Raw genomic sequence first — 13,675 nt, 5'->3', positions numbered from 1 at the left:
CCATACATACGCATAGTGTGACGGCGCACCGACTTCGGGCCGGACACCGCAGATAAGCCGAGCAACCCTGTTGCACGGCCAGAACGGTAAGAGGGTGACATGCCTACGAAAGATGCGAATGCGGAACCAAGTTTTCGCACGATGATCCAGGTCGACATGGAGATCGTATCTTTCCTTTCGAATTGGGCGCATTGCGACTACATTTCGAGTTACCTTGCGCGTACTATCAGCCATAACAGACCAGACTCCGTTCTTTTCTCCAATCTCTTTTCGTCCGCACTGAATGAATTGCTGGAGGTCACTTTCAGGACGCGTCATTCTGGGGGAGCACTCGAGTGCAGGCTGTCTCGCTTGGGCGAGACTGACCGAATCGAGTTGACGTTTGCCTGCAGCCGGGAAGAGCACACCTTCCTGGAGGATGCCATTGCGCGGGTCCAGGGTGCCGACCGGCAGGCGCGTTACCTGAGTTCGCTTTCAGGCGATGTCGCGCCTAGCCGCGACATGATGCTTCTCGAACTGACCGTCAACTACAACGCCACGCTTCGGCTTGAAGAGGTTGATGCCGATACGGTCACGATCGTTGTCGACCTCCCGCTCGGGGGCCTGGCAAATTGACTGCGCACCCTGCCCCTTCCAGTATTTCAGGGCGCTTCAAGGCGCATTTCGACCTGAACAACCAGGAATTCTCGCTTGCCGGGTCGGTACGCCCGCAAACGATTGACGAGCTGGCGCCCAGCCTGGGCCTGCTGAAAGAATCCATCGAAAGCGTCCGCGGCGTGCTTTACATCAACGTCAGACGCCTCGCGCAGATGAACAACACTGCGTTCCATGCCTTTTCACGCGTCATCATCGACGCCTGCCGGGTCAGGCCGGACCTGAGATTTGTCGTCATTACCTCCAGCGTCGTCGGCTGGACGACGCGCAAATTCGGCCGTCTCAGCAAGATCGAGCCGGGTATCACCGTCGAGGAATATGACAGCGAGTTCTACCCCGGCCAGAGCTTCCTAGAAGAGGGTGGGTTCATTCCCATCCTGCGGACCCAGACCAAGATGACCTGGCGTCACGAACGCTCTATCTTGCCGCGTCACGGCATGCGGCCGGGCATCGTCATGGCCGACATCTGCTGCGGCATCGGTGATTTCGCGGTGCTCGTGCAGAAGGAGTTCGAGCCGTCGCGGATCGTCGCCCTCGATCACTCCAAGTCGAGCCTGGCCTACGCCCGCAACGTCGCCAGCGAGTTCGACATCACCGGCATCGAATACACCTATGGCGATGCCTCCGAGATGCTGCTCGATGACGACCAGTTCGATCTCGTCACCTGCCGGCACTCGCTGCAGATCTTCAATCGTCCTGCGCAAATCCTCAAGGAGCTGTTCCGGATCTGCAAGCCGGGTGGCCGGGTCTACATCACCAACGAGAAGAACTCGCACTGCCTGGGCGAACCACGCGGCGAAAGCATCCGCTGGACCTACAACGAGGTAGCCAAACTGTTCGAACATTTCGACATGGACGTCGAGCTCGGGCCCAAGAGCCGGCGCTATCTGGCGGATGCTGGCTTCGACGACATCCGCGTCGAACAGTTCATGGTCACCAATCTCGACGGCGATCCGAAGGACTTTGCCGACATGATCGCGGCATGGGAAGACGTCTATGCCGGCGACATGGCCGTCAAGCGCGGCGATTCCAGCGAGTTCATCAAGCAGTTCAGGCAAGGGTTCAAGGACCACATCTCGGCCGCCCTCCACCCGAAGGGGTATGCCGGTTGGCCAATCTGGGCTGCCTCAGGGCAGAAGCCACTATGAGCACGGACATGCAGGACACCCCTCGTTTCGGACTGCATTCCTTCCGCGCGAAGTTCGTCCTGGTGGTGGGCGGAGCAGTGCTGTTCGACCTACTGATGAGCGGCGGCCTGGCGCTATGGAACGTGCAGCGGCTGTCCCAGGACGCGACCTCCGAGGTCGGCGCCGGCCTGACGACGGCAAACCAGGAGTATATCCGCTCCTATGCCGAGTCGACGGCGTCGCGGGTCGACCTGTTGCTCGACCGGGTCCATGCTGACGTCAAGACGCTTGCCGGCGTCATGCAAGGGCAGATCGATGACCCTGACCGGCAGAAGCAGGTCGGCGCCACGCTGGCAAACCAGGCCGCAGCCTCGGTGAATGTGGTCTATGACACCAAGGGACAGTGGGCGCAGAACCTGCCCGGCGCACCTTCCGTTGTCAGCGTCTGGGGTTACCTGCTTGGCCCCGACCACAAGCCGCTGCCGGCGGTCCAGGATGAGATTGAAAACAGCGCGGTGCTCGACCTCGTCGCGCCGAGCCTGCTGACCAGCGGTTCGTCAAAGCTGCAGATGTATTACATTGGCCCGAAGGAGCGCCCGATCTTCAGGACGGCGCCTTATACGGACCAGGCGCAGACCTTCGATCGCCTCTATCCCGGCCACAACAACTCGGAATTCTGGGAGTTCTTTTTCCCCGGCATCTATGGCTCGTGGCAGAAATGGGCGCTCGATCCGGCGTCGCGTTTCATCCCTGACAACGACATCACCCAGACCGCGCCCTATACCGACGCGATCACCGGCAAGCTGATCGTCAGCTTTTTCCATCCGCTGTGGACGCGCGACCGCACGGGCGTTGCAGGTGCCGCCGGCGCCGATATCACCCTCGACCAGCTCGCCGAGATCGTCGAGAACGTCAAGATCGCCGAAACGGGTTTCGGCTTCCTCACGATGCCGAACGGCAATGTGGTCGCCATCAACGCGAAGAGCGAAGCGACGATCGGGCTGGTTTCCTCAAATGAAAAGGGCACGGACGGGGTTACCGGCCTCGAGCGCTCTCTGCGTGCCAGCACCCAACCAGCGATCGCAACCCTCGACCTCGACAGCAGCAATGACGGTGCGATTCAGCATGTCCTCTTGCAGAAGGACGGGGAGGACGTCCCTTACATCGTTGTCCTGAAGGGGCTGAAGCCGACAAACCTATGGACCACCGGGCCTATCGAAAAACAGGCGATGTCGGTCGGCATCGTCGTGCCCGAGCGCGAGATCTATGCTGCGCTGTTTGCAGCGCAGGACAGCATTTCGAAGGCGACGAACCGGATCCTGCTTTATCAGCTCCTGGCCATCATCGTTTCACTGATGATCGTGTTTGCCGCAGTGTTTGGCTTGTCCAAGCGCATCACGGCAGGCCTCAGCGCGCTTGCCGCTGGCGCCAGGAGGCTGCAGGCAAAGGACTATTCCGTCCGCGTCAACATCCCGTCGAAGGATGAGGTGGGCGAGGTCGGTGTGGCCTTCAACCGCATGGCCGAGCAGATCAGCTTCCACACAGAGAACCTCGAGCAGCTGGTTGACGCGCGCACCAGGGATCTCGAAGACGCCAACGTCGAAATCTCGACGCTCAACGAAAAGCTGCGCAGCGAAAATGTGCGGCTCGGCGCCGAACTCGACGTCGCGCGCCAGATCCAGATGATGGTGCTGCCCAAGCCACGCGAACTGGCGCTGATCCCGGGCATCGAGATCGCGGCCTACATGCGGCCGGCAGACGAGGTGGGCGGCGACTATTACGACGTCCTACAGGATGGACACCGCCTGAAGATCGGCATTGGCGACGTCACTGGACACGGCCTCGAGAGCGGCGTGCTGATGCTGATGGTGCAGTCGGTGGCACGTGCGCTGCAGGAGACCGGCGAGGACAATCCCCGCCAGTTCCTCGACCGCTTGAACCGCGCCATCTTCAAGAACCTGGAGCGCACCAACTCCGACAAGCACCTGTCACTGGCCTTCCTCGACTATGAAGACGAGCGCCTGGTTCTGTCGGGTCAGCATGAAGAGGTGCTTGTCGTCCGCGACGGCGGCAAGGTCGAACGGATCGACACGCTCGACCTCGGCTTGCCGGTCGGCCTCGAACGGGACATCTCGCCGTTTGTCGCCACTCGCAACATCCCGTTCAGCAGCGGCGACGTCATCATTCTTCACACCGACGGCGTGACCGAGGCTGAAGGAACGGGCGGCAAACTGTTCGGCCTCGACCGGCTCAGCGAAAGTGCACGATCACGCTACGGTAGCAGCGCGGAAGAGATCAAGAGCGGAATTGTCGACGACCTGATGGCGTATATCGGCACACGGAAGATACACGACGACATTACACTCGTCGTCATGAGGCACAGGTGAGCACATGACAACTATGTATGGACCGGCCGACATTGCGATGGGCATGCGGGACAACATCAGCCGCGTCAGGTTGTTTGACGGGCCGCTGGACCTGAAATGGCACCACTGCGCAACGACTTCGGACTTCATCGCTGATCTTTTCGCGCTGCCCTTCCACGCGTCGCGAAACGACTACAAGGAAGTGCGCCACAGCATTGGATACCTCGTCAACGAGCTGATCGAGAATGCCGTGAAGTTTCGCGAGCCGGGCGAGATCATCGTCGAAGCATCGATGGACTCAAACAATTTCAAGGTGAAGGTTTCCAACGTCGTGGCAGACAAGACCGCGATAACGTTTCAGAAGCTTCTCTCCCAGATTACCATAGGAGATCCGGGAGACCTTTTGATCCAGCAGATCGAGGCGAATGCAGCTGATCCCGATGCTACCGGCTCGGGGCTTGTATTGCTGACGCTGATGAGCGACTATGGCGCCAGACTGGCATGGATATTCAGCCCGGTTGAGTCCAGCAACCGAGTGCACGTCGAGACCTATGCCACGATCCCGATCTCGCAGGCTCACTAGGAAAGAATGAAGGCGCACATGGAAGTAAGAACCGATGACTATCGCGTCTGGACCGAAAACAGCGATGTCTATTTCGACGGCTCCATGCGGCTTGCCGGCTCCGAAGCCTATGCGCCGGTGCTGGCTGTCATGACCGCCATTCTGGCTGAAAAGCCTGAGACGATGACGCTCAACTTGACCGACCTCGAATTTCTCAACTCATCCGGCATCAACCTTTTGGCCAAGTTCACCATCGAGGTGCGCAAACACCCAGATGTGCAACTCGTCGTGCGCGGCAGCTCCGAGATCCCATGGCAGTCGAAGTCGCTGCCGAACCTGAAGAAGCTGCATCCGGCGCTGGTCCTGCAGATCGATTGAACGAACACCATCCAGCCTCCGCAACGCCGGACAGCAGAAAAAGCCGCGGCATCGATGCCGCGGCTTTTTCGTTTCGACTGACGTCATCCGATCAGTTGACCGCTGCGATATTGCCCAGACGAATGAACAGGGTTTCGCCCGAAGAGTCGTCGACGCCGTCATTGTCGGTGACGACAAAGGCCTCACCCGACGTATCGATGGCAAAACCTTCGACCTTGTCGACGACGTAGCCGTTGGTCGCGGCCTTGAGATCCGGCACCAGGTCGCGTACCAGCGTCTTCGCCACCACCGGCAGCTCACCGCCGAGCTTGGCCGGCTTGAAGCCATCGAGCGCGACCGAATAGAGACGCTTGTTGACGGCCTCCTGGCTGATCAGATTGTCGCGTTCGACGATGAACAGCTTGCCGTCATGGGCGGTGATTTCCGACAGGCCGACCCAGCCCTTCTCGGTCTTGTCGAGGGGATAGCGGACCGCCGACCATTCCTTGTCCTTGGGCTTGTAGGCCAGGAGCTTGACCTGACCCTTGGGGTCGTCTGCCCATTCACGCTGGATCGCCATGACCAGGGTCAGGTCGTCGCCTTCGCCAAGCGTGGTGATGCCTTCGAGGCCGAAGCGGGTCTCGTGCGCCAGCAGTTCGGCCGGGAACGCTATCTCTTCCTTGATCTCACCCTTGGCGTTGACGTTGAAGATGGCGTGCGGGGTCAGCTTGTCGGTACGGCCTTCGGAGGCGAGCCAGAAGCCGCCCTTGCCATCCGGTGCCAGGCCTTCGAGATCAAGCTTCTGCGCCGGTTTGCCGTCACGCGTGACGACGGTCTTTGCGGTGATCAGGGCAGGGGTCTTGGTGGTGTCGACGGTGAAGATCGCCGGCGCCGAGCGGTAGACCGAATCCGACACCGCATAAAGCTTGCCGGCTTCCTTGGGGTCGGCGGCGAGACCCGAAAGTGCGCCCCAGCCGAGCGGCGTGCCGTCTTCGTTGGGAGCTGCCACGATCTGCGGATAGTTGGCTGCACCTTCGCCGAGTTCATAGACCATGACATGCGAACGTGCGAGGCCGTCCTCGCCGAGATCCGTCTCGTTGGCAGTGACCAGCAGGTTGCGCTGCGGGATGGCGACGAGGCCCTCGGGGCCGATGCCCGAGGGCAGCAACTGGACGAATTCCGGCTCCTTGCCGGTGTCTCTGTAGACGCCGATCAGCGACGCCCGCTCGGCGGCTACGAAGATGTATTTCTCATCGCCGAACTGGGCGAACTCCAGGCCTTCCGGCTCAATGCCCTTCTTGTTGCGGGCATCGGGATAGTGACCGGCAGCGGCGGCCTGGTATTCGAAGGATGGACCGGACTCGTAGAGCACTTCGCCTGATTTGGAGAAGATGGTGAAGCCGCGCGCACCGCCCTTGTAGTCGCCTTCATTGGCAACGACGAGACGATCATTGTCGAGCCACTTCACCGCATCGGGTTCGCGCACAGCGTTCTCGACCTTGCCGGTGAAGCTGAGCGCCCCATCCTTCTTGGTATCGACGTTTTCGAGCGTCACTTCGCCTGCCGAAAAATGCGAGACGACCTTGCCCGAGGCTGCATCCACGATGGCGATGTGGTTGTTTTCCTGCAGCGTGACGGCGATCTCTCCAGCTTCGTTGAAGGCGACGAATTCCGGCTCCGGGTCTTCCGGCGCAACCGCTGCGATACCGGTCAGGTCGACCGTCCTGATCGACGCACAGTCGGCTGTACCGTCCTTCAACGAGACGATCTTCAGATTGCCGGCCGGCAGCTGCGGCAGCGCACCTTCGTTCAGCTCTTCGTCGCGCTCGTTTTCGATCGCAATGGCGAGGAACTTGCCGTCCTTGCTCAGCGCCACCGAGTCCGGCTGGCCGCCGAGATCGCAGGAGGCGTCGATTGCCTTGGAGGCGAGGTCGATAATGGTCAGGTTGCCCGAAGGCTCCTGCTTGGTCTTCGATGTGTTGACGCCGGCGAAGATCTTGCCGCCCAGGACCGTGACGGAAGTCGGCTCGCCTTCGATCTTGACGATACCGGCAGCCTTCGGCGCCTTGGCGTCGGTGATGTCGATGAAGCCGACGGCGCCGAGCGGGCTGTCGGAATAGACCAGCGTCATGCCGTCTTCGGTCGCGGCGATGATCTCCGACGAGGTCAGGGTCGCGGCGTCGACGCCAGCCGGCAGATTGGTTGCGACCGGGAAGGTGGCGATCCGGTTGAACGCCTGGTCGGCATAAGCGGGGAAGGCTGCGGACGCCGCCAGCGCGGACGTCAAAAGCAGGAGCTTGCGTGACATGGGAAACCTCTTTGCCTGAACGGAATTGCGGTCCTCGTTTGGGGCAATGAGATTTCAGCGCGATGACAACAGCATGATGGTTTCATGACAGGTGCGACGAGCGCCGAACGATGGTGAGGGGGTATTGCGTTGCCGCGAAAGACCTCCCGGGCGACGAGCACCGCCCGGGAGTCTTTGCAGGTCAGGATGGGGTCGACCACTGGCCGCCCTTGTAGAGGCGGGTGGCGGTGTTGGTCGAGGTGAGGTCGATCTCGGTGGACATGGAGCGAGCCGAACTGAACATCGTCGAGGTGGCGATGTCCTGCTGGAACCACACCATCACGGTGTCGATCGGGGTCAGCGTCACCGAGCCCTGAACCATGCCGCTGGGCGCCACGTAGAGCGGCGTCGTCTGCTGGACACCGTTCAGCGTCGAGATCTGGCTCAGCGCCGGGTGGATCAGGCCGAACTGGTTCTGCATGGAGACACCGGTGACTGGACCGCCGGTCGCCGGCGGCTGCAGGATACCGTTCGCGTCGAGCAGGCACTGCTGGCCGAGGCCGAGCGCCCGCTGGTTGGTTGTCGCCGTGACCGTCACCGTGTCGGCGAAGACATTGGTGCCGAACAGCGAGAATTGAGGCGTCCACGAGAAGGCAGTGCTGTAGACATATTTGGTCAGCGACTGCCAGACGACGTTGTAGCTGCCGCCGTCGCTGCCGGAGGCGACCTTCTTGGCAAAGCACATGGCGTAGTTGTTGGTCTTGAGCGTGGCCAGGTCATCGAGATCGACAAGGATTGTCACTGCCTTGGACACCGCGTCCAGGGCCGCGTAGAAGCTCGCCAGGCTCTGCCGTGCGACATCCCGTTCGTAGGTCTCCACCTCGTCGGCCGCCGCCGCGCTGAAGGTCGCGTTCTTGCCGTTGACCGCAGTGCAATTGCACAGGTCGCCGGTCACCGACTGGCCTTGCCTGATGTCGTAGGTGTTTCCGCTGGTGACGGACCCTGACGACAAGGTAACCGTGAACGGCTCGTCGGTGCTGACGGTGCCGTCACCATTGGCGATCTTCGTCCATGTATTCCCGACCTTCTTGTAGATGTGTAGCTTCGCCATTTTGGCCTCCTGGAACTATGGTTGACAAAAATCAGACACAACAGAAATCGTCGCGAAGCGCGCTCCCACGAAACTCTTGGAACTCCAAGAATATTTCGTATTATTTTAAGTAACCTTCCGCCACGCCGCTAAATATAATCTGTCGCAATTTCGGAGGCCCGTCCTCCGGCTGGCGTCCCAAAAACATGTCTGTCTGTCCCAGCAAGCTCTGCTGGCTCTCCACCGCGAGGCGCCTGTGGGTAGGTCACCCAGCCATCAACTCTTTGAGCCAATGCTCCAGCTGATTACCGCCCGGTGCGGGAGAGGCGACCGCGAGCCATTCAGCATCGCCGCGCTTGCTGGCAGCGCGTGCAGCACGGGGCGAACTGCCGAAGGCGTCGTGGAAGATCCGGCTGAAATGAGCCTCATTCCTGAAGCCGAGATCGTAGGCGATGTCGCCGATACGCCTATGGCGAAGGGCCGGGCTGCAGATGTCGAGCAGCGCGCGGCGAAGGCGGCGGCGGCTGATGTAGTGCCTGACGCCGCCAGATGTCTCGAACAACCGATAGAGTTGGCTTCGCGAAATGAGGAACGCTGAGGCCACTTCTTCGGGCGCCAGGTCCGGCTGATGCAGCCGCGCTTCGATGTAACCTCGGATGGACCGCATGAGACCGCCGTGAGACGTCGTCGTGGGCGCCGGATACGAGACGGCGCCGATGCCCAGGCATGTGTCGGCCAGGTTCGCCGTCACCCGAGCGAGCGCCACCGCCTCGTGGAGCCATAGCCGTGGCGCCGTCTGGCACAAGGTCACGATGTGCTGCCCAAGCAGACCGCCAACCGGGGTATCCCGCAACAGAATGCGGCCATGCTGCCTGTCCAGTTCGCCGGTGGTCGGCGACAGGAGCGATCGCGGCAACACAAGGCTTACGCTTTCGCTGGCATAGGCGACGAAATCGAGCGGGCTTGCCAGGTCGACGATCCCGACGTCGAGATGGTTCAGTCGCCTGCTCTCGCCGGCGCGCCTGAGATGGCCGCCGCCCTGGCTACAGACATGGATGAAAAGGTGATCCAAGTCATCGCGCAGGGTCCAGGCATCGGATCGCGAGTAACGCACGGCATCGCTCTTTCCGTGCAGAACCAGCGCCAAGCCTAGGTGGTAAACGGTCAGCGAGGCGAAAAAACCATGCTCTCGCCGATGAAACGGCCGCGTCACCCTGAACAGCGACGCCAGAAGCTGTTGCCAAGATTTAAAGCTATCAGAGTCCGTATCACCTGAGACTGAATAATTGAGAGTCTGTACTTTTGAGCCATTCGTACCGGTCTGTTGCATCTCGGGAAATATACTTGACAAGACCACATCGCACCCCATGCGACCTACGGAGGTGATCAATTATCAAACTATCCTCTATTCATGAAGTTGCTTTTAAGATGCACATAAATTTAAGTATATATATACAATATATCTCGGCAGGTTCGGCCATGGCAGCAAGACCAGACGCAGGCCATGTCGCCTGGCGATATCGAGATCCAGCCGCGGTCCAGGCATCAGCTCCACCAGATCAGGGACCGCTGACGCGGCGCCGCTCCACAACTGAAGCGCAACGCCAAGCTTCACGGCCGTGTGGGCGTGGGCACGCGGTTCCATGCCATCAGGGCCGATCCTAACCGGGCAAACCTTCGCGCCCCGAAGTAGCTCGGCGAAGAGGGATCGACGTGCATTGGCCCAAGCGTCAATGCCACTGGATCGGCAGAAATGGTTTGACAAGAACCGACAAAAGCCTAGCCTCTAAAATATGGAACATATTCCATTAAACTGGAAGTCTGGGAGGACTGGCATTATGACGATGAGACTGGCTCTTGTTTCTGCGTTGGCCGCGCTTTCAACTGCATCTGCGGCTTATGCGGAGCCGACCAAAGGTGGCATCATCAATGTCGCAACGGTTGGAGAGCCACCAACGCTCGACGCGATGATTACGTCGACAGATCTCGTCGGCATGATCAGCCAGCACATCTTCGAGACGCTCTTTACCTTCGACAAGAACTGGAATGTCGCGCCGCTGCTGGCGGAGAGCATGCCCGAGGTGAACGACGATGGGACCGTGTACACCATCAAGCTGCGCCAGGACGTCGTCTTCCACGACGACACCCAGTTCGACGCCGCAGACGTCGTCGCTTCCCTGGACCGCTGGATGAAGCTCGCAGGCCGGGGTAAGCAGATCGCTCCGACCGTCAAGCAGATCGAGGCTGTCGATCAGTCGACAATTCGTATCACCCTGACCAAGCCCTATTCAGCACTGCCGGCTCTGCTTGCATTCAACAATTCCGCCGCGATCATGCTGCCCAGCGAAAAGCAGGCAGACCCGATGGTCGAGGTCATCGGCACCGGCCCCTATCAGCTCAAGGAGCGCAAGCCGGATCAATACATCCAGCTGACGCGCTTTGACAAATACAAGCCGCGCGCCGAGGAAGGCTCCGGTTATGCTGGTGCGAGGATCGCTTATCTCGACGAGATCAGGTTCGTTCCGGCACCGGACGCCTCCACCCGTCTCGAAGGGGCCATTGCGGGGCAATTTGCATATACGGACTCGCTGCCCGTCGAACAAATGGGCCGGCTCGCCGACAGCAAGTCAGAGGCGGTTCTGTTGCAGAACTCCGGTTGGCTGATGATGCGCATGAATGCCAAGCAAGGCGTTCTTGTTGACGTAAAGGTGAGAAAGGCCGTGCAGGCGGCCCTCAGCGAAAGCGATATGCTCGCTGCCGCCTTTGGCGACCCGAAATTCTTTGCTGTCGAGGGCGCAATGTATCCGGAGGGATACCAATGGCATAGCAACGTCGGTGTTGAGGGCAACTATGATGTCGGCGATGCCGATGCAGCAAAGAAGCTGCTCACCGACGCCGGGCTGACGACGCCGACGCCCCTGCGGATCCTGACCAGCCGCCAGTACGAGTTTCATTACAAGATGGCGCTGGTCGCTGCAGAATACCTGAAGCTCGCTGGTTTCGACGTGAAAATGGAGGTCGTCGATTGGGCGACACTGACCCAGCGCATCCTGAATCCTGAATTGTGGGACATCTTCATCACGCACAGCCCGTTCTTGGCTGAGCCGGCGCTGATCAATATCTTTTCTCCAACGGCGGTCGGCTGGTGGAGCACGCCAGAAATTGCGGATGCGATGACGGCGCTGACAGGCACCGCCGATCCGGCGAAGCGCGTTGCTGCTTTTGGCACCGTGCAGTCGCTGATCATGGAGCAAGCACCAATAATCAAGGTTGGAAATTTTAGCGCACTTTCGGCCAAGGCGCCCGGATTGAAAGGTTTCTGGCCGTCTCCTTGGGCCTCGTTCTGGAACGTGTCGCTGGAGAAGTGAGGGACCAGCCTGTCCCCGTTCCTCACGGGGACAGGCTTCTTGTCGCGGAATATTAGCGGAACATCAAATGTCTGTTTCTCAGCGTTCGGGATCGCTCGGATCAACCGAAGCCGCATTGCTTGATGCATGTATCTCCGAGGCAGCATCGCCCGACGGCCCCGGCGTCGCCGTAGCTGTTCTGCACAAGGGCCGCCCTGTCTATCAACGGGCGAGGGGGCTTGCCAGCCTGGCCCATCGACTGCCGCTGACGGACCGCTCGGTGGTGCGAATAGCGTCCCAAAGCAAGCAGTTCACTGTGCTGATGATCCTCATGCTGGAGAGTGAGGGTAAGCTTTCGCTCGAAGATGACATACGAGATCACTTTCCATGGCTGCCCGATTGGGGCAGCCGGGTGACGCTTGGCCATCTGGCATCGAACACCAGCGGCATTCGCGACATCCTGGATTCGATGATCATGGCCGGTATTCCAATCACCGCGCCGTCCTCCAGGTCGGCTGCAAAGGCGATCGTCGCACGGCAACAGGGGCTCAATTTCGAGCCCCTGACGGACCTCCTCTACAGCAATTCCAACTTTCTCCTGCTGTCCGAACTGATCGAGAAGGTAACAGGCAAGAGTTTCAACGAGGCGCTTGAGCACTACATCACCGGTCCCCTCGGGATGTCCGACACGCAACTGATGGTGAGAGATGACGAAATCCGTCCCCGTCTGGCGGATCATCACCGCCGTGGGCCACAGGGCCAATGGCTCAAATCTGCCTGGGGCATTGCGATCGGCGGGGAAGGCGGCCTGGTGTCGACCCTGGCGGACATGATCATCTGGCAGCAAAACCTGCGGGAGCCAAAGGTTGGCACAGCCGAGATGATCGAGCGCATGGGAAAGCCCTATGTAACGATCAACGGCGTCGCGTCGCCCTATGGACTTGGCCTCGTCAACACATGCCACAAGGGCGCTCCGCTCGTCGGCCATGGCGGCTGGATCGCCGGCTCGCGTTCGGAATCTTTCCGCAACCTGTCGGAGGACATCTCGATCATCGTCTTGTCCAATCACGATGATTTTTCATCGTTTGGGCTCGCGCGCGACATGCTCGACATCGTGCTTGGCCGCAGCCCCGGCGGCCTGCTCTCGCCGGAAGGCATTGCATCCCTCGAGACCCGTTACGGGTTCTGGCGATCCGACGATGGCGGCCGCGTCTTTGGTCTCGAGGAGTCGGGCGGACTGCCGGCAATCGTCGGCAGCATGGGCGTCTCGGCACTGGAGGAACCGGAAGTGGGTAAGTTCCATGCCCGTGGTTCGCTGCCGGCATTTGTCTTTTGGTTGGAAGCGGACGGATCCATACGAACCGAAACGTTCGGCCGTTCAAGGCGCTATCGACGGGTGGAAGCATCAAGGCAAACCGGGAGCGACCCGTCTGGCACGTACAGCAGCACAGAGAGCGGTTTGACCGCAAGCATCGGAAATGTTGACGGCCGCTGGAGCATGCGCGTGACATCGCCTTTTGGCACGGCACGGCTTTCGCTCGATGCATGCGATGCGGACATGTATCTCGCTCGCCCGAGCGAAACCGACATCCACGACCAATGGCATATCGCGCCCTGGGTGCTGCCGTGGCTCTACAGTGTTCGCATCAGGAGCGACGCGATCGTGCTCAACAGCGATCGCGGTCGTGACGTGGTGCTCACCAGGCTGCCCTAGACACGCGCCGGACGCCTCGCAATGGCAGGCGGCGTGGCCGAATGTCCGTCAGCGGCCACCACCCGGGCAACAGCAATGTCACAGCAATTTAAAGATGAGACAAAGCAGTCAACTTAGAAATGCGACACGATACTATCGTTTATTACTGCGGTTTCAAGCGAGCATATTTTC

At 60.2% G+C, this 13,675-nt stretch carries 10 protein-coding genes; 7 read left to right on the top strand and 3 right to left on the bottom strand.

What is annotated here, in order from left to right:
• Positions 1 to 99 precede the first annotated feature (99 nt).
• Genes HNQ95_RS16905 through HNQ95_RS16885 form a run of 5 tightly spaced genes read left to right on the top strand, consistent with a single transcriptional unit; the run spans position 100 to position 5,087 of the window.
• Positions 100 to 615 (top strand): ubiquinone biosynthesis methyltransferase UbiE, encoded by a 516-nt coding sequence (locus HNQ95_RS16905; protein WP_246340823.1) that lies wholly within the window; start codon positions 100 to 102, stop codon positions 613 to 615.
• Positions 612 to 1,802, top strand: coding sequence for a class I SAM-dependent methyltransferase (locus HNQ95_RS16900; protein WP_182574728.1), 1,191 nt, complete (start codon positions 612 to 614; stop codon positions 1,800 to 1,802). Before HNQ95_RS16905 ends, HNQ95_RS16900 begins: the two co-directional genes overlap by 4 nt.
• 8 nt (positions 1,803 to 1,810) lie before the next feature.
• Positions 1,811 to 4,168, top strand: a complete 2,358-nt coding sequence (locus HNQ95_RS16895) for a SpoIIE family protein phosphatase (protein ID WP_376769261.1) — start codon at positions 1,811 to 1,813, stop codon at positions 4,166 to 4,168.
• A gap of 4 nt (positions 4,169 to 4,172) precedes the next feature.
• Entirely contained in the window at positions 4,173 to 4,730 is a 558-nt protein-coding gene (locus tag HNQ95_RS16890) for a slr1658 superfamily regulator (protein ID WP_182574732.1), read from the top strand.
• A gap of 18 nt (positions 4,731 to 4,748) precedes the next feature.
• Positions 4,749 to 5,087 carry a slr1659 superfamily regulator gene (locus HNQ95_RS16885; RefSeq protein ID WP_182574733.1) on the top strand — a complete coding sequence of 113 codons (339 nt, stop codon included), beginning with the start codon at positions 4,749 to 4,751 and terminating at the stop codon, positions 5,085 to 5,087.
• 91 nt (positions 5,088 to 5,178) lie between these two features.
• Here the strand turns inward: HNQ95_RS16885 and HNQ95_RS16880 are convergent, their stop codons facing one another.
• The 3 genes from HNQ95_RS16880 to HNQ95_RS16870 all read right to left on the bottom strand — a co-directional run bounded on the left by HNQ95_RS16880 (position 5,179) and on the right by HNQ95_RS16870 (position 9,773).
• Positions 5,179 to 7,374: an esterase-like activity of phytase family protein gene (locus tag HNQ95_RS16880; protein WP_182574735.1), complete on the bottom strand. Its 2,196-nt coding sequence runs from the start codon at positions 7,372 to 7,374 to the stop codon at positions 5,179 to 5,181.
• 181 nt (positions 7,375 to 7,555) lie between these two features.
• On the bottom strand, positions 7,556 to 8,464 hold the full coding sequence (locus HNQ95_RS16875; RefSeq protein WP_154384410.1) for a hypothetical protein: 909 nt from the start codon (positions 8,462 to 8,464) through the stop codon (positions 7,556 to 7,558).
• 244 nt (positions 8,465 to 8,708) lie between these two features.
• Positions 8,709 to 9,773 (bottom strand): helix-turn-helix domain-containing protein, encoded by a 1,065-nt coding sequence (locus HNQ95_RS16870; RefSeq protein ID WP_182574737.1) that lies wholly within the window; start codon positions 9,771 to 9,773, stop codon positions 8,709 to 8,711.
• 508 nt (positions 9,774 to 10,281) lie between these two features.
• On the opposite strand from HNQ95_RS16870, the gene HNQ95_RS16865 reads away from it, so the two are divergent.
• Positions 10,282 to 11,811, top strand: coding sequence for an ABC transporter substrate-binding protein (locus HNQ95_RS16865; RefSeq protein WP_182574739.1), 1,530 nt, complete (start codon positions 10,282 to 10,284; stop codon positions 11,809 to 11,811).
• A 67-nt stretch (positions 11,812 to 11,878) separates the two neighbouring features.
• Positions 11,879 to 13,504, top strand: a complete 1,626-nt coding sequence (locus tag HNQ95_RS16860) for a serine hydrolase domain-containing protein (protein ID WP_182574741.1) — start codon at positions 11,879 to 11,881, stop codon at positions 13,502 to 13,504.
• The last annotated feature ends 171 nt before the right edge of the window (positions 13,505 to 13,675 follow it).

Origin of the sequence: Aminobacter ciceronei (assembly GCF_014138625.1) — a bacterium.
GTDB classification, from domain to species: Bacteria; Pseudomonadota; Alphaproteobacteria; order Rhizobiales; family Rhizobiaceae; genus Aminobacter; species Aminobacter ciceronei.
Note: the sequence above shows the minus strand (reverse complement) of the source record. Positions and strands in the feature narration are given on the sequence as shown.